Origin of the sequence: Rhizobium sp. RU36D (assembly GCF_900176345.1) — a bacterium.
In the GTDB taxonomy this organism is placed as follows: Bacteria; Pseudomonadota; Alphaproteobacteria; order Rhizobiales; family Rhizobiaceae; genus Allorhizobium.
In genome coordinates this window covers 25,561-45,643 of the sequence record NZ_FWXU01000015.1, presented here as the reverse complement: position 1 = coordinate 45,643, position 20,083 = coordinate 25,561, and the positions used below count along the sequence as shown (strand labels likewise).

Below are 20,083 nucleotides of genomic sequence, written 5' to 3'. Positions count from 1 at the left end.
CGATTATCTTCTGCGCATATGCGCGTCTGCGAATTCTTTCGTGCGCCCCTGCGGCGTCGAGCCGGGTAGCGAGAGCACGAAATCCGTGGCCTTGAGCACGGCGAAGGTGATCGCCAATGTCCCAAGGGAAAAATTGAACACCGCCGGCATGAAAACCGAGACGGGGTAAAAGACGACATGGGCCAGCCACAAGGCCGCCACGAAGACGAAGGCGCTGAGGGCCGGCAAAGGCCGCGCCAGTGTCGCGATTAACGCCAGTCGCAGCAGTTGAAGCAGGGTCATCGGCCTGACGGCCAGGAGCACCATGAAATGCGCTGCAATCATCGAGACGAACACGAAGGTGGCAACGGCAAGCGCTAAAGGGGCGGCATAGACATAATTCACGAGCGCCAACTGTCCGTAGATGAAGATGGCATAGCCGCTGATGACAAGCCCGACCGCAAAGCCCATCCCACCCAATGTTGCTGTCACCCAGGTATCGCGCAGCGCATCCCGGAAATCGCGATAGAGATAGCGGTTTTCGTCGCGCACCATCGACACACAGATGCGCGTTGCCGCGGCATGGACGGCGGGAATGGTGATGATCGGCAAGGACAAGACCACGATCATCAGGTTCAACGCGAACAGGTCCCAGGCCTCGCGACCGATGATCTGTCCAAAAAGCGCAAGGCCGCGCTTCTTGGGAGCATCCTTGGGAATGCCCGGCCCTTCCCGCTCAAATCTGTCCCTCAGCCATTTCATGCCGGTGGCCCTTTGTCGCCGTTCCGCTAGTGGTTGATCGAAAGTTCTGTTTTCTTGTCGAAGAGATGGGCATAGCTCATGTCCACCACGAGCCGGATCGTGTCGCCATCCCGGGCCTTGCACCGCGGCGAAACGCGCGCGATCATGGTGTGGCCATTGCAAACGACATTGAGGTGCACCTCGGAGCCCATGGGTTCCGCGAGCTCCACTGTCGTATCCAACTGCGCCGTGTTTTCGACCGGCACGTCGGGCGGAGCAATCTCGTGGAAATTCTCAGGCCTCAATCCAAGGACGACGGTCTGCCCATCATAGCCGGCAAGGCGGGAAGTATCGACAGATGCAGGCAACGGCAATTCCTTGCCATCGAAGACCGCAACGAACCTGTCGCCGCGCCGCGCGATGGTCACATCAAGCATGTTCATCTGCGGCGCCCCAATGAAACCGGCAACGAACATATTGACCGGCTTGTCATATAGGTTCTGCGGCGTATCGACCTGCTGAATCCGCCCGTCCTTCATGACCACGATCCGGTCCGCCATTGTCATGGCCTCGACCTGGTCGTGCGTCACGTAGATGAAGGTGGCATCAAGCCGCTTGTGCAGCTTGGTGATTTCGGCGCGCATCGTGCCGCGCAGCTTGGCGTCGAGGTTGGACAGCGGCTCGTCCAGCAGGAACACTTCCGGATTGCGCACCATGGCACGGCCGAGTGCAACGCGCTGACGCTGGCCACCGGACAGCGCCTTGGGTTTGCGATTGAGCAGGTGTTCGATATCCAGGATCTTGGCCGCCGCCTTGACCTTCACGTCGATCTCTTCCTTGGGCGCGCGCCGAAGCTGAAGACCGAAGGCCATGTTCTTGTAGACCGTCATATGCGGATAAAGCGCATAGTTCTGGAACACCATGGCGATATCCCGATCCTTCGACGGCACGTCATTGACGAGGTCACCGCCGATCCACAGCTCGCCACCGGAAATCTCTTCGAGCCCGGCAATCATACGGAGCGTAGTGGATTTACCGCATCCGGAAGGACCGACCAGGATGATGAATTCCTTATCCGCAATCTCCAGGTCGATATCGTGGACCACGGTGAGTGCGCCAAAGGACTTGTTGAGTTTCTTGAGTGAAATGCCTGCCATGAATTCCTCCGGACCTGCGTCTGGCCGTGCTTACCAATAGGTGGACCAGTTGCGGGCGAGGCGCGTCAGCGCCTCCATAAAATAATAGTCGCCCCAGGACACGCACTCATCGACGCCTTCGCCGCGGCAGGTGTTGTAGGGGGTTTTCTTCGAATAGGTGCCGTGCAGCACCAAGCCGTTGGAAAGGCTCGGATCCCTAACGGCATAGGTGTCTACCAGGCTCTTCATCATCCGCCGGGCCAGCAAGCGGTAGGCATCAGCCTGCTCTCCGCCCACGATATCTGCCATTTCCAGCAGGCCGCAGGCCACGATGGATGCGGAGGAGGAATCCCGGGGCTCATCACCATCGGTGAAGATCAGGTCCCAGTAGGGCACGAGGTCCGCTGGCAGGCGCTTGACGTAAAAGGCCAGGAGCCGGTTGAACGCATCGCGATATTCCGGCAGCGGCTCATAGCGGTAAGACAGGGCCATGCCATAGATAGCCCAGGCTTGACCGCGTGCCCACTCGCTATCGTCGCTATAGCCCTGCTTGGTGGCGCCGCGCACCGGCCCGCCGGTCACCGGATCCATGTAGAAGGTATGATAGGTGGAATCGTTAGGCCGTACCGAATGGGCCAATGTCGTGCGGGCATGGATCAGCGCGACGTCCCGATATTTGGTGTCGCCAGTTTCGCGGCTTGCCCAATAGAGCAAGGGCAGGTTCAGCAGGCAATCGATAATGTAGCGATAGTTGTCGGGTGCGCCCATGGCACCCCAGGCCTGCAGGAACCCGCCGACCGGGTGGAAGCGATCAAGCAACTGGTCCGCGGCCAGGATCGCGGCCTTGCGCCCGTCTTCGTCGCCGACTAGCTTCCAGGCAGCGACGCAGGTCGGAGAATAGAGAAAGCCCATGTCATGGTGGTCCGTCGCAATCCGGTTCTCGATCCGGTGCAGGAAGCTCTGCACATGGATCTGCGCGGCGTAGCGAAAAACCTTGTCGCCGGTATGCTCATAGGCGAGCCAGATCTGTCCCGGCCAGAAGCCGGCGGTCCACTGGTCATTCTCCACCGCCGGATAGACATTGTTCACGCTGGAGTGGTTCTGCGCCTTGTAGGTGAAATCGGGCAGATTACGCCTGATCTGCGCGATCGCGACATCGAGCGCGGCCTTGACTTCCTCATCGGAAATCGGAGCAATCGCGAACTCAGTGGACATGGCATTCATGCGATCAACCTTTCAGGCCCGAGCTTGCGACACCCTCGACGAAGAAGCGCTGCAAGGCCAGGAAGACGACGAGAACCGGGATGAGCGCGACGACGGAAGCCGCCATGATCAGCCCGTATTCCGCCGAATATTGCGAAATGAACATGCGAAGCCCGATCTGGATGGTCTTGAGCTCCGTTCGGGTGAGGTAGATCATCGGCCCGAGGAAGTCGTTCCAGGTGTTGACGAAGGTGAAAATCGTCAGCGTCGACAGTGCCGGCTTGGACAGCGGCAGCATGATCTTCGCCCAGATCTGGTATTCGTTCATGCCATCGATGCGCGCCGCCTCGCAGAGCTCATCCGGGATCGACATGTAGAACTGGCGCATCAGGAACACGCCGAAGGCGGTGAATGCCTGCAGGCAGATCAGAGCCAGATGCGTGTTGTTCAAGCCGAACTCGCGCATCAGCAGGAATTGCGGCACCATATAGACCTGCCAGGGCATTGCGATGGTGGCGATGTAGCCGAGAAACAGGAAATTCTTGTAGGGGAAATGCAGCTTGGCAAAGGCATAGGCTGCAAAACTCGACGTGAACAGCTGCAAGATGGTGACGATGATCGTCAGCTTCGAGGTATTATAGACGAACAGCGCCAGCGGGATCTTGGTCCAGATGTCCACATAGTTCTGCCATTGCGGCTGCGGCGGAATCCAGACGATCGGGAAGGCAAAGACGTCGCGGTTCAGCTTGAGGGACGCCGACAGCATCCAGGCGAATGGCAGCAACATCAGAATGGTGATGCCGATGACCGCCGCGTAGATCATGACGCGCTTGAGCGTGATCTTGATACCGAAGATTTTCATGGGTTTCGCGCCGCCTCCTCAGTCTTCACGCACATAGCGGAACTGCGCGATGGTGATCACCAGCACCAGCAGGAACAACACCAGCGCCACCATGCTGGAGTAGCCGAGATCCCAGGAGATGAAGGCTTCGTTGTAGATGTGATAGACAAGCACCAGCGTTGAGGTTCCAGGACCGCCCTGGGTGATCATGAAGATCTGGTCGAACACCTTGAACGACTGGATCGTCAGCATGACCGAAACGAAGAAAGTCGTCGGCGCCAATTGCGGAACGGTCACATACCAGAACTTCTGCCATGCGGTGGCGCCATCCAGGTCGGCCGCTTCGTAGAGTTCGGCATTGATGCCCTGAAGTCCGGCCAGATAGATGACCATGTAGTAGCCCATGCTCTTCCAGATGCCGAAGAGGATGACCGTCACCATCGCCCAGTTCCGGTCCGCCGCCCAGCCGGGCATGCTTTGCGGGTCCAGCCCCATCGTGTAGAGGATCATGTTAACAGGGCCCATTTCCGGGTTGAACAACATGTTCCAGACGACGGCGACCGCGACCAGCGAGGCGACGTAAGGAAAGAACATCGCGGTGCGGAAGAAATCCCGACCGAAGATCTTCTGGTTCAACAGCACCGCGAGCCCGAGCGCGCAGGCCAGCGTCAGCGGCACCGAAAACACGGTGTAGATGATGGTGTTCCAGAACGCGGCCTTGAAGGCCCGGTCATCGAACAGCTTCCAGAAATTATCCAGCCCGGCAAAGGTAATGGGGTTGGAGCCGTCCCAGTGCATGAAGGCCAGCGCGAAGGCGAAGATGATGGGGCCAAGAGTGAAGATCGCAAAGCCGATGAAATTCGGCGCGATGAAGGAATAGGCGACGAGATTGGAGCGCAGCCTGCGCTGACGCTTCGACATCACGGGCTTGCGGCGAGCTTCCGCCCGCGCCTCGCTGTTTACGGTGGCGGCCACCATGTCATCCTCCCTGTCACCAACAGGCGTCGATAGACACCATTGGCGATCCTCATCGTCATGCGCGAGCACCGCAGCCGATCCATTTCGTCGCGATGCTCAGCTTGTATTACATTTCATTTACAGGTAACACAAGTGGGGAGATGAGATAACAATTCGGACGGAAAACGTGCCTGATATGTATGATGATGTGTGGCGGCTGGAGGAAGAGGTGGCGTTCGCCCGAAACGACCTGATGGGTCCTGCATACCAACATCATCAGCGCGCCCTCGGGCGTGGCCGGACCCAGGTGATGCTATGAGCGGCCTCTTCACTGACAGGCTCACTACCCTGCCGGAAGCTCTGAAGCCGTCTGGCGCCATTCCGCCTGCCGGCGATCGCGAAACCTGGGCAGGACTGCCGGAGGATATAGCCGCGCGCCTCGTGGCATCGGGCGAAACGGCATTGTCTGAGCCCTGGCACATTCTCCCAGCAACCACCTATCTCGACTATGTCAGAAACGGAAACCGCACTCGGTTCGAGGAACTGTATTTCGCCCGCCGCCGCAAGCTGAATGCCCTCGTGCTGGCAGAATGCGTCGAGCAGAGCGGCCGGTTCCTGGACGGCATCATCGACGGCATCTTCCTTCTCTGCGAGGAAAGCGGCTGGCAGTTGCCTGCGCACAATTCCTATGTGAGGGGTGGCAGCCGTCTCGCCCTGCCTGACAACAGTCGCCCTGTCATCGACCTGTTTGCCGCCGAAACCGGCGCACAACTGGCTGTGCTCGCCTCTTTGCTGGGCGACGAGTTGGATCGCGTCAGCCCGGAGATAAAGGCCCGGATCGATCGTGAAATCGAAGAGCGCATCCTGACACCCTATCTCTCCAGCCATTTCTGGTGGATGGGCAACGGCGACGAGCCGATGAACAACTGGACGGCCTGGTGCACGCAGAACATCCTGCTTGCGGCGGTGAGCCGCCCGATACCGGAGGAGCGCCGCCGCGCCGTCGTCATAAAGGCAGCCGGCAGTCTTGACGCATTCCTCAAGGATTATGGCGACGACGGCGCCTGCGAAGAAGGCGCGCTCTACTACCGCCATGCCGGGCTCTGTCTTTTCAACGCATTGAACATCTTGGCGGACATTGCCCCCGATGCTTTTGAAGGCCTCTGGCAGCAGCCGAAGATCCGCAACATCGCCGAATACATCCTGCATGCGCATGTGGCTGACCAACGCTACTTCAACTTCGCCGACTGCTCCGCAGTCACAGAGCGATGCGGAGCGCGTGAATTCCTGTTTGGCCTGGCGACCGGCTCCGATCTGCTGGCAGATTTCGCGGCTCAGGACTGGAGCCGGGATGAAGCACCCGATCAGCCCGATGAAATCAACCTGTTCTACCGGGTGCAGGGAGCGCTGACGGCAGGCGCGATGCGTGAGCGGGCCAGTGGAAACATCGTCAAGCCGGATATCTACTATCCCAGCATAGGACTGATGATCGCCCGCGACGAGCGATTTGCACTCGCGGTAAAGGCTGGCGACAACGGTGACAGCCACAATCACAACGATGTCGGCAGCTTCACGATCTACAAGGAGGGCAAGCCCTTCCTGATCGATGTTGGCGTGGAAAGTTACACGGCCAAGACCTTTTCTCCCAACCGCTATGACATCTGGACGATGCAATCGGCCTACCACAACCTGCCGACATCAGGCGGGGTGATTCAGCGGGATGGCGAGGCCTATGCCGCCCGCGATGTGGCTGTATCCTTGACCCCAACGGAAGCGCGCATGGAAATGGACATCGCCGGCGCCTATCCCGCAGAGGCGGCGCTCAGAAGCTATCATCGCACCGTCAGACTGCTGAAAGGCGAGGCCATCGAGATCGAGGATGTGGCGGATGGCGACCTGCCGATCACGCTGTCGCTGATGTTTGCCGAACGGCCCCTCCTGACCGCCGGAACAATTATCCTGGGCAATCTTGGCCAGGTGTTCTTTTCCGGCGCCGACATGCCGGAGCTTGAGGAAATCGAAATCACCGATCCGCGGCTGCGCAAGGCGTGGCCGCAGCATCTTTACCGCGTGCTCCTGCCGTTTTCCGGCAGGCGCCTGCATCTGACCGTTGTTTGAGAGACTTGCTCATGGAGCTTACCCTGAAGATCGTCGACGGGAGCGGAAATGTCCGCTCCCAGCAGCAAGGCGCCGATGAGGTCGTGCTGGTATACCGTGCCGAATACGCCGAAGGAGATTGCATCGCGCTCGAGACTGATGGCGATGCAAAATTCGTTCTGTTGTGCCTGGATGAGGCCATGCCGCAAGCCCTCGTCTACCTGAAGGGTGGCCGTGCCTTCATCCCAATACCCTTCGGCCCCAAGAGAAAGCCCTATTCCCCAAAGGCCTTCACCGGTTCGCTTCATCGATTGTCTGCGCGGCTTGCCCGCCCGGAAGAGGTCGCGGCCCGGCGCAATCTGGCGCTGAACCCCTATGACGACCATGCCAACGGCGCGCTCTACCCGCACGCCCATGCCAATGTCGAAACGCGCGGGGAGGCCGCGTTTGCTGCTCGTAACGCAATCGACGGGGAGACGGCCAATGACGACCATGGGTTCTGGCCCTATACCAGTTGGGGCATCAACCAGGATCCCAATGCAGCGCTGGTGATCGAATTCGGCCGACCGGTGCGGATCGATGAAATCGCACTCTATCTCAGGGCGGACTTTCCCCATGATGCCTGGTGGGAACGGGCCAGCCTGACCCTGTCAGACGGCCAGACCTTCGATGTTCCCCTTACGAAATCAGCGCATGCGCAGAGATTTGCGATCGAACCTGTCGTCATCGACTGGGTGCGTCTTCACAGCCTGATCAAGGCCGACGATCCATCGCCATTCCCGGCGCTGACGCAGATCGAAGTATGGGGAACCGAGGCCTGACCACGGTCCCCAACGGCAACATCAACCCAGAATGACCTTCGGCTCGGCGACACCGCGCACCGACAGCTTTCGCTGGAACACCATACCGCCCTGCGGTTCGGCCGCACGCGCCGCCTCGTCCATGCCCTGCAATGCGGAGGTCGCGAACAGGATATCGAGGTCTGCGCCGCCGAAAGCCGGGCAGGAGATCTGCGAGGCGTCGAACATTTCGGCACCCTTGAAGCTTCCATCGGGCGCATAGCACGCCACGCGGCTGGCGCCCCACTGGGCATTCCAGAAATTGCCTTCGGCATCGGTCACGGCACCATCGGGAGAAAGACCCTCGTCCTTTAAGTCCAGGTACAATTCGGGCGAACCGACCGGCCAGCCGTTGGCCGCATCCAGCCGCTGCGTCCATACCCGCCCGAGCTTGGTGTCGGAAAAATAAGCAATTTCCCGCGACGCATCGAAGCAAATCGCGTTGGTGATGCTGATCTTCGGAAACAACTCGCGCATCTCGCCCTTGTAGTAGCGCCAGATGCTGCCAGCCTCATGCTCTGCCTTCTTGCCCATGGTGCCAATCCAGAAGCCGCCCCACGGATCGGCGCGCCCATCATTGGAGCGGATGTCGGGCCGATCGGCCGACAGGGGAACCAGCCGGTCGCGGGTTTTCGTCACGAGATTGAGCTTCCAGAGTGCAGTCTCGGACGCAACGATCAGTTCGTCCTGAGAAACCCACCCGGCTGCGGAGGCGAACTCGTCAAAGTCCCAGCTGATCGTCTGGCCATCCTGTTGGCTGAGCAGCTTGCCGGCAAGGATATCGAACCAGAAGAATTGCTGCCGCTCCGGGTGCCAGAATGCACCTTCGCCGAGTTCGCACCGTCGATTGTCGTACACAGTCATACCACTCTCCGCTCCCGAGACGGCTTCGCCCCGTCACCATCAGGGGCGAGGCAGTGAGGCGTCTTGCATTTCCAAACAGATGGCAATCCGCATACGACGGGACCGCAGACATGACAAGATGGCGAACGAGACGGACTGGAATATGTTCTCCTAGACCGCTCCTTGTATGGTAACCCCGAACCGCATCCGGCCGAGAATCGTCATGATGAACGATATTGATCGGTGACTTGCTGCGCGTTGGATCGCAACGGCATTGATACTTGTTTGTATTTGTCATACAGGTGTTGACAACGTATCAGTCCTGGCAGCGTTTGATGCGGCGGGACAATGGCATGACGCGACAAGGATTCGCGGCGGGGGTAGGCAGTGAGCACGCAGGTGAAGGATCGAACCAAGGGTGCACGGACACTGGTCACGCAGGTCAGCGAAGCCCTTCGCCAGCTGATCATGAACGGGGATTATGCCCCGGGCGACAAGCTGCCGAGCGAGGCCCAATTGACCGAAGCCCATGGCGTCAGCCGCACCGTCGTGCGCGAGGCGGTTGCCGCGCTCCGCTCCGACGGCCTGGTGGAGGCCCGCCAGGGCGCCGGCATCTTCGTTCTCAATCCCCCGCGCTTTGCATTTTCACCGCGCAACATCGACAAGGCGCGCCTTGCCTCCGATTTGGAGATCCTGGAGATCCGCACGCCGATTGAGGTGGAGGCCGCAGGCCTTGCCGCCCTTCGGCGTTCTCCATCCCAGGAGGAAACCATTTTTGACCGGCATGCCGCCGTGCTCGCCTGCATCGAAGCCGGCCAATCCATTCGCGAGGCCGATTTCGCGCTGCATCTGGCTATCGCGGAAGCCACCAACAACCCGCTGTTCCGGCAATTCCTGGAAATGCACGGCACCTCCGCCATTCCCCAATCCAAGCTCGTCACCGAAAACCGGACGGAGGCAGAGACAGCCTATCGCCGCCTGATCCACCAGGAACATGAAAAGATCATCGTAGCGATTTCCAACGGGGACGAGGAAGGCGCGCGAAATGCGATGCGCGGCCATCTGAAAGGCAGCCAGATCCGGTATCGCGACCTGCTGCGCGACGAGCGCCTCAGGCCATCATCCCGCAATTGAACAGACCCCCATTAAGAAACCGGGCCAGGCCGTGGGGCGCGACCCGGTAAAGCCTGCGTGATACTCAACCCTTTATCGCCAGCGCACGCCGCTTCTTGGCACGCCGTGACGACTCTATTTCGACAAAATTCGAAATATAGCATTGACGAACACGTCAGCGCGGCCTAGCATATTTCCATGAAAATCGAAATAGCAGCGTCACAACTGGAATCCCTTGGCAATCCGACACGCCTGCGGCTTTATCGTGCACTGGTCCGCGCAGGTCACGACGGCATGCCTGTCGGCGGCTTGCAGCAATCGCTTGATATTCCCGCATCGACCCTGTCGCACCACTGCAAGAAGCTGGTGGAGTCAGGTCTCGTCTCCCAGGAGCGGCAGGGTACCACCCTGATCTGCCGCGCAAACTATACCGCAATGAACGCGCTGATCGGCTATCTCGCCGACGAATGCTGCGCCGATGAGCGCTGCAACGCCAAGTCTGTCGAAATCGAGATCTAACCTCGTCGGGCCAGATATGGTCCAAATGGCAAAGGAGTGAGAATGATGGAACAAAGCCAACTGCCCATCGTGATCATCGGTGCGGGTCCGATCGGCCTTGCCGCCGCAGCACAGGCCGCCCGTCGCGGCTTGCGGGCACTCGTCTTGGAAGCCGGGCCATCCGTCGGCACCGCACTCTGGGCATGGGGACATGTCAGGGTCTTCTCCCCCTGGCGCTATCTGATCGATGAGGCAGCCCGCCAACTGCTCATGGCGCAGGATTGGCCAGAGCCAGACCTAGACGCGCTGCCTCTCGGCCGGGAGATCGTGAAAGACTATCTGGAACCGCTTTCGCAGCTTCCTGAAATCGCTCCTCTGTTGCATGTCAACGCGACGGTCACATCTATTTCCCGATCCGGACTGGATAAGATGTCGGATGCGAACCGGGCATCCACGCCTTTCGCCGTGCGATACAGAGATGGGACGGGATCGGAGCGGCATCTCCTGGCACGGGCCGTCCTTGACGCTTCGGGGACCTGGAATTCCTCCAACCCCATGGGCATCGATGGCCTGCCGGTTCCCGGAGAGGAGATGGCTCGGGACCGGATCGCTTACGGTATGCCCGACGTGGTGCATGCGGAGCGCCATGCCTATGCCGGCCGCCATGTCCTCGTTGTTGGAAGCGGCCATTCGGCCATCCAGGCCGTCCTCGCTTTGCTTGAATTGAAAGGCCAGGAGCCGGGAACCACGATTTCGTGGGGACTGCGTCGCAATAATTTGGATAAGCTGTTCGGCGGAGGATTGAACGATCAATTGCCGGCCAGGGGCGCCCTAGGTCTCGCCGCAAAACAGGCTATCGAGCAAGGCGCGATCAGGCTTTTGACACCGCTATCCATCCAAGCGATCAACCGTCAGGCAGACGCGCTCGCCGTGGATGCCCTCGTGGGCGACAAACCGGAAACCTTGCCGGTCGATCGGATCATCGTCGCCACAGGCTTTCGCCCCGATCTCGGCATGCTCAGGGAAGTTCGCCTCGATCTCGATCCCGCCGTGGAAGCTCCGCGCCGGCTGGCGCCGATGATAGACCCCAACCTGCATTCCTGCGGCAGCGTGCCGCCCCATGGCGTAGAGGAGTTGAGCCAGCCCGATACCGGCTTCTACATCGTCGGCTCCAAGGCCTATGGTCGCGCGCCTACCTTCCTGATGGCGACGGGCTATGAACAGGTAAGGTCCGTGGTGGCGGAACTGGCAGGCGACAGCAAGGCCGCGCGAGAGGTGCATCTCGTCCTGCCGGAAACAGGCGTTTGCAGCACGACCAGCGCTGCAGCCGGCAAAGGCACCAGCCAATCCGGATGCTGCGGCGGGCCGGCCCCGGCTGAAGCAAATGCCTGCTGCGTGGCTGACGCCGTGGCCAAGGAGCAGGGTCGACCCGGTTGCGGCTGCAGCAGCGAAAAGCCGGAACGACAGACAGAGGCTGCGGAATGAGCGAGCAGAAAGCGCCGGCGCGGCTTATCTGGGCTCTCGGCGCAACGCAGATCATCGGCTACGGAACGCTCTACTATTCCTTCAGCATCCTCGCACCCGCCATCGCCACCGATTTGGTCATTCCCCTCGATTGGCTATTCGGTCTGCTGTCGGTCGCGCTGTTATGCGGCGGACTGATCGCACCGAAGGCTGGCCGCTGGGCCGACCGCTTTGGTGCCGGTCGCCTGATGGTGCCTGGATCGCTGGCCGCCGGCATAGCGCTCCTCGCCGCAGCCTTTGCTCCCAAGGCAACCATATTCGCCATCTCGCTTGTCGCCATGGAGCTCGCATCGGCCTTTGTGCTTTATGGCACGGCCTTCACGGCGATCGTCCAGATCGGTGGGCGCAGCGCCCATCGTAGCATCACGCACCTGACCCTGATCGCCGGCTTTGCTTCCACGCTGTTCTGGCCGCTGACCGCAACACTGCACGAGCATCTGTCGTGGCGGTCAATCTACATGATCTTCGCTGCCCTCAATATCCTAGTGTGCTTGCCCATCCATGGCTGGATATCCCTGTTGCCCCGGACCTCGGACAAAAGCGAGACCGATGCCGCAAAGCCGACACCGCAGGCCTCGGCCCCTGCCTCCATGCCACGCAACGATCTGTTCCTGATCATGCTCGCCGCTTTCGCCGTGCAGGGCCTCGTCCTGTCATCCATCCTGGTCCACATGGTGCCGATGGTCACGGCGATGGGTCTCGGCACAGCCGGCCTGATGATCTCAATGCTGTTTGGCCCCGCACAAGTCGCCAGCCGCCTGACCAACATGCTCTTTGGCGGACGGCTGTCACAATCCATGCTCGCCGTCATTGCAGCTTTGCTGCTGCCGACCGGGCTCGTGCTGCTATTTGCGTCAAGCCCCTGGCTGCCGGGCGTCATCGTCTTTGCCCTGCTGTTCGGTTTTGGCTCCGGCCTTTCCAGCATCATCGGCGGCACCTTGCCGCTGGAACTGTTCGGCCGCACGGGCTATGGCGCGCGTCTCGGCTGGGTGACGGCCGCGCGGCAGTTTTCGTCAGCCTTCGCCCCCTTTGCCTTCGCTTTCTCGATGGAGCGCTGGGGCATTAATCAGTCGCTGGTTATTGCCATCACGGTTGGCTGTCTCAGCGCGCTGCTGTTCGGCACCATCGCCTTCATGCAGAGCCGACGCGGGCGGGTAGCGACATCCATGGCCGCTTGAGACTTAAGCCTGGATAGACAAGCGACCACAGACATCGGCGATATGACGAAGTTGCGGCTGAGCCCTTCATCCGTCCTTGGCAGCGGCTAGAATGACGTCGATGAAACGCTGCGCGTTTAGCGCATCCTGCCCCGTAACCTTGACCTTCACGTCGTCGCGAATGGCCGTGACGAAATCATCAATCAGTGCCCTATGGAGATCATGGCCAAAGGCCATGGGATCGGCCCCGCTGCCTGAACCAACCGCACCACCGCCCTCGCTAAAAACGGTGCCGTCCGTAAAGCGCACCTCGAGTTGTGAACCTGTAAGCACGGCCGAACCCTTGGTGCCGATAAGCATGATCTGCTCGGGATAGCCGGGAAAGGCCGTGGTCGTGGCGGTAAGGGTGCCCATCGCGCCATTGGCATAGCAAAGAGCCGCACAGACCTGATCTTCGGTCTCCATCCTATGCACAGGACTTGTGCGCGCGAAAGCCTTTACGTCCGTGGGAATGCCGGCAAGCGTCAGCAGAAGGTCGATGGTGTGGACGCCTTGGGTCAGCAGTACGCCGCCACCATCGCGCGTTTTCGTACCCCGGCCCGGCTCGTCGTAATAGCTTTGCGGACGCCAGTTGCGGATGCTCGCCGACGCCTCCACCAATTCCCCAAGCCGACCCTCCAACAGCAGCTTTTCCAAAGCCAACATCGCCGGACGATAACGGTTTTGCAGCATGACAGACAGCGTCACGCCGGCGGCATCGGCAACGGCCACAATGGCCTCCGCCCGTTCCAGGGTGATATCGAGAGGCTTTTCGAGCAGGATATGCTTGCCGGCCTTGGCCGCCCGTTCCACCAACTCCAGATGCGTATTTGGCGGCGTCAGGATGGCGACGGCGTCGATCGTTGCATCCCCGAAGATCGCGTCGGCATTGTCCAAGGTGGGAAAGCCGTAAGCCTTGGCAAACGCCTCTCGCCGTGATGCCGTGGGGCTGAATGCAGCCGCCACCTCCACCTTGTCGGCCAGGTCCGCAAAGCTGCGGGCGTGATGTCCCGCGGCCATTCCCAATCCGATGATGCCGACCCGCAATCTGCTCATGCTTCCTCCCGTTCACCCACCGGCACGGACCACCCCCGTCGCATCGCGCCGCCGTCACCGCGAAAGGAGTAACGGGGTTTGTCGGGATTGCCAACCACTCTCACTTCCCGCCTTCTGCACGCAGTATGAGGATCAGCCATGTAGCCAGGCCAAGCGTGATGGTCCCAGCCGCGAGGAAACCCAATAGCTCCACGGCCATCGACGATGCCGCCTCCAGATTGCCCGTGAAGACATAGCCAAGGCCGACATAGAGGCTGACCCAGACCATTTCGCCGGCAACGGCCCAGAAAGTGAAGGCAGGCCATGGTTGATGGGCCGCTCCGGCCGCCAGATTGACATAGGGGCCGAGCGCCGACACCAGCCATCGCGAGAGAAACACGGCAATACCGCCGCGGCGGGCCAAGAGCGCGGTCGCCTTGGCAAGCGGCGCGGCACGGGCTTCCGCGGCATGCATGAAGCCGGATCCGCCCATGCGACCCGCGAAATACCCCACCTGATCGCCCGCGACCGCGCCAGCGAGAGCGGCACCGGCACTGGCAGGCAAGGACAGATCGCCCGCTGCGACGAACCCACCCGCCGCCAACATCAGGATGGAAGCGGGTATGGGCACGGCGACACAGGAACAGAAGGTGCAGACGGCCAGCAGCCAGGCGCCATATTCCGGTACGAGCGAAAGCAGCCAGTCCGTCACGGCTCCTGAGCCTTCAATCTGTTAATCGCCTGTTGCGCCTGCTCGATAATTTGCTCCACCGGCACCCCGCGTTCGCGCGCTATGTCATTGAGTGTCCGCGGATGCCCTTGGGGCGGAGGAAAACCGGCTTCCTTGTCGATCGCTCGCGGATTAAGGTCCCAGCTTCGCCCGATATAGCCAACCGTCATCCAGGGGCGTATCGGCTCCTCGTGATGCGCCGCCCAATAAATGGCGCCCGCAACGAACCTGACGGCGAAGAACAGGGTCAGTGCCCCTGCGATGGCCAATGCGCTCACCAGATAGGGGTGTCGGCGGAACAATTGTCTCATCCCGCACCGCCTTCCGCTTGCTGCCCACCAGAGCACCGGCGCGGCATGGCCTTGCCTGCCAGGCTGCCAGACCCGCAGCCATCCATGTAGTCACGCTTCTCAAACAGTTCCGGTAGGCGATGCTGCTGACTCATATCCAAGTGATGCAACGTCGCTGCCGATGAGGCAATAGATTGTCAGCAATGCTGGTGGAGATGACCTGACTGAACCGTCGACCCTTTGGCTAGACCAGTCTGAGCACCTGGCACGTCACGAAACCACGTCGGCAATGTGATCGGCTAGCCACGATAGCGATCGAGGAAGCGCGTATCGTTCCAGTGCTTCCAGGCAGCGACCCAGCGGCCCGTTGCGGAGATGCCCCACTTGTCGGCAATGGCCCGCCCATCGGCCAGCGAGATGAGAACCAGCCATGCCTGTTGCGGCAGGTAGGATTGCAGCGGCTGCTTCAATACAGACCGACGCAAATTCTCTGCAAGGATCGGACCTTGGCGAACGGCAAACACGCCGGCTTTGGGGCGCGGGTCAGGCAGCGATGCGATGTCACCGGCGGCGAATACCTCGGGATGGGAAAGCGATCGAAGCATGGCATCGACCCGGATAAAGCCTGCGGGATCGAGGCTGAGACCACTGGAGCGCAGCCATGTTGGCGCGCCACTGGAGGTCGTCCAGACCACCTCGTGTACGGCAACTGTTCGACCATCGCGCGCGACGAGTTCTCCATTTTCGAAGGCTTGAACGTCGAAGCGCGGATGATGTGCGATACCGACCTGCCGCAACTCGGCCAGCACCTTCGCCTGCGCCGAAACGCTACGGTCTGCAATCGGACGGTCTGCCCGCCCGACAAGCATGACCTCGACGCGACGGCCAAACCTCTTCTGCAAAGCGAACGCCATCTCGACGCCGGCCACCCCTTGGCCGACAACGGCGAGCCGCCCGCCTCCCGTTCTGGAGTGCATCTGGTCCAGCCGGGCAAGCCGTTCGGTAAAACTTGCGATCGGCTTGACGGCGATCCCGCCTGTCACGCCCGACGGTAGGATGGGCGTCGAGCCGATATCGATCGACAGCCGGGAGTAGCTGAGAACGCGTCCATCTGCGAGGGTTACGTGCATTTGTTCCACATCGATCGCGGTTGCGGTCGTCATGAGGAATGACACGCCGCTGCGCGTGCACAGCCGGGCCAGATCAATGTGAAAATCCTCAAAACCATATTGTCCCGCGACATAACCCGGCAGCATTCCGGAATAGGGCGCGCAAGCCGAGGGCGACACGAGAAGAACCTCGCAACCGAGTTCCGCTGCGCGGAGCTTTCGCACCACTTCGACATGGGCATGGCCACCTCCGATCAGGACGATCGGCGCGGCTTTACCCGCTGCGTCACCCATCAGGCGCCCCCTTGCTCCCGATCCGATACACGGCGCCGCCGGCCGCCTCGGCATCGGCCTCGTCATGGGTTACCAAGATCACCGGCAGCTTCGCATGGCGGGCCATGTCGAATACCAGGCTTCGCATCTGGGACCGCAACTCCATATCGAGCTTCGAGAAGGGTTCATCCAGCAACAGCAGTCGGGGCCGAGAAACAAGCACGCGCGCCAGCGCCACCCGCGCCTTCTGTCCGCCGGACAAGGTTGCCGGATCACGGGACTGAAAGCCGGCAAGATCCATATCCCCAAGGATCTCCGATGCGATCCTCTGTCTCTGCTTGCGATCGCGAATGTCGGCGGGAATGGCAAAGGCGATATTGGCGCCGACGGACATGTGGGGAAAAAGCAAGGGATCCTGAAACAGGATGCCCGCCCGCCGCCTCTCCGGTGGGAGGGCCAGAAGATCGACACCGTCCACCATCACCCATCCCTGCCCGACGAAGATTGGAGCCAGGAAGCCGCCGAGGAAGGATAGCAGGGTCGACTTTCCCGAACCGGATGGACCCATCACCGTCAGCACCTCGCCCGGCGCAACCACGGCGGACACGTCGAACAGGGTATGATCGCCGAGCCTAACGGTAACACCTGATAGTTCAAGGCCCTTTGCTGTGTCGAGCGTCAGCATCGATCACACCCTCATGGCAGGACGGTCACGATGAACGACCGATGTCACCAAGGTGACGAGTGCGAAAGCGAGGAACGGCAGAACCGTCTGCAACAGCGCATACACCCCGATGATACGGCGATTATTGCCGGAAGCCAGCGCGACGCCCTCCGTCGTAATCGTTTGCAGCCGCCCCTCGCCGATCAGGAGTGTCGGCACATATTGTCCTACGGACACGGCAAATCCAACGGCAAATGCGGTGAGGAGCGGGTGCAACAGCAGCGGCAGCCGGATGAAAGCCAGAACGCTGAGCCGCGACCGCCCCAACCCCGTTGCGATGATCTCATAGCGCCGGTCCAGCGCCCGCCAGGGATCGGCGAGTGACAGGAAAACGTAAGGCAAGACGAACACGAGATGGACAAGCACCAGAGCCACAAACCTCTGCTGGATGCCGCTGCCGATGAAGAGCAGTTGCAACCCGAAGACAAAGGTAATCTGCGGCACGATCAACGGAAGATAAAGGAAAAGCAGACTGCGCCGCCCGCCATCCGCTCCAATTTGCAGCTCGCGCTCAAAGCATCCCACCGCCAGAACAACGGCAATCAGCGTCGACGCCATGCCGACCGAAAGCGTCGTGACAAGCGGATCGACGACCCTTGGCAGGGCGCTGTTCCAACTGCGCCAGGTCAGGCTTTCAGGCAGGAGATCTGGAAACTGCCACAGCCCGGCCACGGACCAGAGCGACAAGAGAGCCAGGCCGGCAAAGACGGTGACACCAATAACGACCACCCAGAACGCCGCCAACATGCGCAAGGACTTGTCGTGCGCAAACCGGAAGCCATGGTCTCGCTGGATCATGGTCAATGTCCGGCAAAGTCTCTCCAAACCGTACCATAGAAGCAATGCCGTCAGCGTCACCCCCAATTGCAGCAGCGCGCCGGCCGAGGCAAGGAAGCGCGCGGAGAGATCGGCATCCTGCATCCACTGCACCAGGCGGGTCGCAAGCGTACCGGGAAGATTTGGCCCGAGGATTAGCGCGACATCGACCACGGATGTGGAATAGGCGATGACAGCATAAACCGCGAGGCGGATCTGTCGGTAAAGCGCCGGCCAGAGCAGATAGACGAAACCAGCGATACGCCCATAGCCAAAAGAAGCCGCCAGCATTCGCCCCGATGCAAGCTCGACCTGTGGCAAGGCCGCAAGTGTCACCAGGAAGAGAAACGGCGTCTCCTTGACGACCAGTCCGACAATCATCGAAAGGCCCATTGGGTCGTTCAGGATCAAAAGGTCGGGCGGCCGGTCAAGTCCGAAGATGGGCGCCACGAGACGGACCAGATATCCCGAAGGCGCGATGAGAAAGGCAAGCCCGAACGCCGCCGCCGCATGGGGAATGGCCAGCAAGGGGGACAGCATATGCTGCAGCCGGGAGAACAGTGGCGTCCCGGCGAAACCCGCAACAAAGACAAGGCAGATGGCAAGCGAGATGGCGGTGGAGGCCAAACCGGTCACGAGGCTTAGACTCGCAGCATTCAACAGGCCAGGCGTGGAAAACAGGCTGCGAAAGACGTTCAGATTAATATCGTTTCCGCCCAAGGCCGGCAGATAGCCAAAAGCCGGCAGCAGCGTGCCCAGGAGACCGAAGGCGATCGGCAGCAACAGCAGGGACAGCGTGACGATCACCGCCCCCTTGGCAAAAAATGCCACGGCGTCGCCCTGCTCTGCTCGACCGCCCGATCGTCTTAGCACGGGTCAGTTGCCGCTGGCGTAACGGCGACGCCATTCGGTTTCGATGCGTTCCATCCAGCTCGCATGGGGCTCGGCAAGCACCGGCCCCAACTGGTCCGGCGCCAGCGTGGCCACACCGAGATCGAGCGACTGGAACGCGGCGCGATCCGCCGCCGGCAGCTTGTCCATCGCCAACACAGTCGGATCGCCCCAATATTGCGGATCCTGCTTGCGCAATTGTGCCTCGGGGGACAGCAGGAAGTTCGCCACCAGCAAAGCGCCGGCCTTGGCATTGGCATTGTAGGGGATGGTCACGAAATGGGTATTGCCGAGCGTACCGCCCGAAAACACGAAGGAGCGCACCGTGTCTGGAAGTTCGCCGGCTTTGATCGCCGCCGAGGCCTCAGCCGGATTGAAGGCGAAGATAATATCGAGCTCACCATCTCCAAGCTTCTGCTTCATGTCGGGATAGTTCTGGGGAAACGCCTTTCCAGCCCGCCAAGCCATGGGGTGCAGGGAATCGAGATAGGCAAACAGCGGCTCGACATCCTTTTCGAAGCGCGTCTCGTCCAGGGGCTTCAACAGCTTCTCGGGATCGTCGATCACCTCGGTCAAGACCTGCTTGAGGAAGGAGGAGCCGATGAAATCCGGAGGTGCGGGATAGGAGAAGCGACCTGGATTGGCCTTGGCCCACGCGAGCAATTGCTTCGCGCTGTCAGGCAGGGCACTCGCCTCGGTGCGGGCGCTGTCATAGAAAAACACCATCTTCGCGCCGCCCCACGGGCTTTCCAACCCTTCCGTCGGCTCGGTGAAATCGGTGAGGATGGTCGGCTGGTTCTGCGTGTCCACATAGGTCCAGTTGGGCAGCGAGGTCACCCAGTCCGGCGAGAGAAGAAGCTTCTGGTTCTTCATGGAGACGAAATTCTCGCCGTTGATCCAGATCAGATCGACGGAACCACCTTCATTCTTTCCGGCAGCCTTTTCCGCCACGACCTTGGCGACGGCGCTCGCCGTATCGTCAAGCTTCACTTGGACGACATCCACACCATAGCGCTTCTGCATCTCCGAGCCCACCCATTCGATGTAGCTGTTGATGCTCTCAGAGCCACCCCAGGCGTTGAAATAGACCGTCTGGCCAGCCGCCGCCTTTTCGACGGCAGCCCAATCGGAGGGATCTGGCTCTGCGGCAACTGCCGGCAAACTGCCGGCAAGAGCGACAAAGCTGGCCGTCAGGAGCCGAGTGATCAACCGCATGATATGCCTTCCCTTTTGGTTTATTGCCGCATG

19 protein-coding genes are annotated in these 20,083 nt (G+C 60.7%); 6 read left to right on the top strand and 13 right to left on the bottom strand.

The window, feature by feature from the left end:
• Window positions 1-3: 3 nt before the first annotated feature.
• The 5 genes from B9A97_RS17835 to B9A97_RS17815 are packed head-to-tail and all read right to left on the bottom strand — an operon-like array spanning window position 4 to window position 4,878.
• Window positions 4-741 carry a DUF624 domain-containing protein gene (locus B9A97_RS17835; protein ID WP_084366717.1) on the bottom strand — a complete coding sequence of 246 codons (738 nt, stop codon included), beginning with the start codon at window positions 739-741 and terminating at the stop codon, window positions 4-6.
• Window positions 742-767: 26 nt separating this feature from the next.
• The gene (gene ugpC / locus B9A97_RS17830; RefSeq protein ID WP_084366716.1) at window positions 768-1,877 is read right to left on the bottom strand and encodes an ABC transporter ATP-binding protein; all 1,110 of its coding nucleotides are present in this window, start codon (window positions 1,875-1,877) and stop codon (window positions 768-770) included.
• Between the two features lie 30 nt (window positions 1,878-1,907).
• Complete coding sequence (locus B9A97_RS17825; RefSeq protein WP_084366715.1) at window positions 1,908-3,080, bottom strand: glycoside hydrolase family 88 protein; 1,173 nt, start codon at window positions 3,078-3,080, stop codon at window positions 1,908-1,910.
• Window positions 3,081-3,084: 4 nt separating this feature from the next.
• Window positions 3,085-3,921: a carbohydrate ABC transporter permease gene (locus B9A97_RS17820; protein WP_084366714.1), complete on the bottom strand. Its 837-nt coding sequence runs from the start codon at window positions 3,919-3,921 to the stop codon at window positions 3,085-3,087.
• 18 nt (window positions 3,922-3,939) lie between these two features.
• Window positions 3,940-4,878, bottom strand: coding sequence for a carbohydrate ABC transporter permease (locus tag B9A97_RS17815; RefSeq protein ID WP_084366713.1), 939 nt, complete (start codon window positions 4,876-4,878; stop codon window positions 3,940-3,942).
• A 294-nt stretch (window positions 4,879-5,172) separates the two neighbouring features.
• Between B9A97_RS17815 and B9A97_RS17810 the strand changes: the two genes are divergently transcribed.
• Complete coding sequence (locus tag B9A97_RS17810) at window positions 5,173-6,975, top strand: heparinase II/III domain-containing protein (RefSeq protein ID WP_084366712.1); 1,803 nt, start codon at window positions 5,173-5,175, stop codon at window positions 6,973-6,975.
• 11 nt (window positions 6,976-6,986) lie between these two features.
• On the top strand, window positions 6,987-7,775 hold the full coding sequence (locus B9A97_RS17805; RefSeq protein ID WP_084366711.1) for a carbohydrate-binding protein: 789 nt from the start codon (window positions 6,987-6,989) through the stop codon (window positions 7,773-7,775).
• Window positions 7,776-7,796: 21 nt separating this feature from the next.
• On the opposite strand, the gene B9A97_RS17800 is transcribed toward B9A97_RS17805, so the two are convergent.
• Window positions 7,797-8,657: an SMP-30/gluconolactonase/LRE family protein gene (locus tag B9A97_RS17800; protein ID WP_084366710.1), complete on the bottom strand. Its 861-nt coding sequence runs from the start codon at window positions 8,655-8,657 to the stop codon at window positions 7,797-7,799.
• Window positions 8,658-9,023: 366 nt separating this feature from the next.
• On the opposite strand from B9A97_RS17800, the gene B9A97_RS17795 reads away from it, so the two are divergent.
• From B9A97_RS17795 to arsK, 4 genes are all read left to right on the top strand, one after another.
• Complete coding sequence (locus B9A97_RS17795) at window positions 9,024-9,770, top strand: FadR/GntR family transcriptional regulator (protein WP_244564272.1); 747 nt, start codon at window positions 9,024-9,026, stop codon at window positions 9,768-9,770.
• Window positions 9,771-9,947: 177 nt separating this feature from the next.
• The gene (locus B9A97_RS17790; protein ID WP_084366709.1) at window positions 9,948-10,268 is read left to right on the top strand and encodes an ArsR/SmtB family transcription factor; all 321 of its coding nucleotides are present in this window, start codon (window positions 9,948-9,950) and stop codon (window positions 10,266-10,268) included.
• A 42-nt stretch (window positions 10,269-10,310) separates the two neighbouring features.
• Complete coding sequence (locus tag B9A97_RS17785) at window positions 10,311-11,732, top strand: FAD-dependent oxidoreductase (RefSeq protein ID WP_084366708.1); 1,422 nt, start codon at window positions 10,311-10,313, stop codon at window positions 11,730-11,732.
• Window positions 11,729-12,949 (top strand): arsenite efflux MFS transporter ArsK, encoded by a 1,221-nt coding sequence (arsK, locus tag B9A97_RS17780; protein WP_084366707.1) that lies wholly within the window; start codon window positions 11,729-11,731, stop codon window positions 12,947-12,949. The genes B9A97_RS17785 and arsK overlap by 4 nt, the downstream gene beginning before the upstream one ends.
• A 66-nt stretch (window positions 12,950-13,015) precedes the next feature.
• Here arsK and B9A97_RS17775 read toward each other — a convergent pair whose 3' ends face one another.
• The 7 genes from B9A97_RS17775 to B9A97_RS17745 all read right to left on the bottom strand — a co-directional run bounded on the left by B9A97_RS17775 (window position 13,016) and on the right by B9A97_RS17745 (window position 20,053).
• On the bottom strand, window positions 13,016-14,023 hold the full coding sequence (locus B9A97_RS17775; protein WP_084366706.1) for a Gfo/Idh/MocA family protein: 1,008 nt from the start codon (window positions 14,021-14,023) through the stop codon (window positions 13,016-13,018).
• A gap of 100 nt (window positions 14,024-14,123) precedes the next feature.
• The gene (locus tag B9A97_RS17770) at window positions 14,124-14,714 is read right to left on the bottom strand and encodes a DedA family protein (protein ID WP_084366705.1); all 591 of its coding nucleotides are present in this window, start codon (window positions 14,712-14,714) and stop codon (window positions 14,124-14,126) included.
• Entirely contained in the window at window positions 14,711-15,043 is a 333-nt protein-coding gene (locus B9A97_RS17765) for a hypothetical protein (protein WP_084366704.1), read from the bottom strand. Before B9A97_RS17765 ends, B9A97_RS17770 begins: the two co-directional genes overlap by 4 nt.
• 278 nt (window positions 15,044-15,321) lie before the next feature.
• The gene (locus tag B9A97_RS17760) at window positions 15,322-16,425 is read right to left on the bottom strand and encodes an FAD-dependent oxidoreductase (protein WP_084366703.1); all 1,104 of its coding nucleotides are present in this window, start codon (window positions 16,423-16,425) and stop codon (window positions 15,322-15,324) included.
• Entirely contained in the window at window positions 16,418-17,089 is a 672-nt protein-coding gene (locus B9A97_RS17755; RefSeq protein ID WP_084366702.1) for an ATP-binding cassette domain-containing protein, read from the bottom strand. The genes B9A97_RS17760 and B9A97_RS17755 overlap by 8 nt, the downstream gene beginning before the upstream one ends.
• Before the next feature lie 3 nt (window positions 17,090-17,092).
• Entirely contained in the window at window positions 17,093-18,775 is a 1,683-nt protein-coding gene (locus B9A97_RS17750; RefSeq protein ID WP_084366701.1) for an ABC transporter permease, read from the bottom strand.
• A 45-nt stretch (window positions 18,776-18,820) separates the two neighbouring features.
• Window positions 18,821-20,053, bottom strand: a complete 1,233-nt coding sequence (locus tag B9A97_RS17745; RefSeq protein WP_084366795.1) for an ABC transporter substrate-binding protein — start codon at window positions 20,051-20,053, stop codon at window positions 18,821-18,823.
• Window positions 20,054-20,083: the final 30 nt, after the last annotated feature.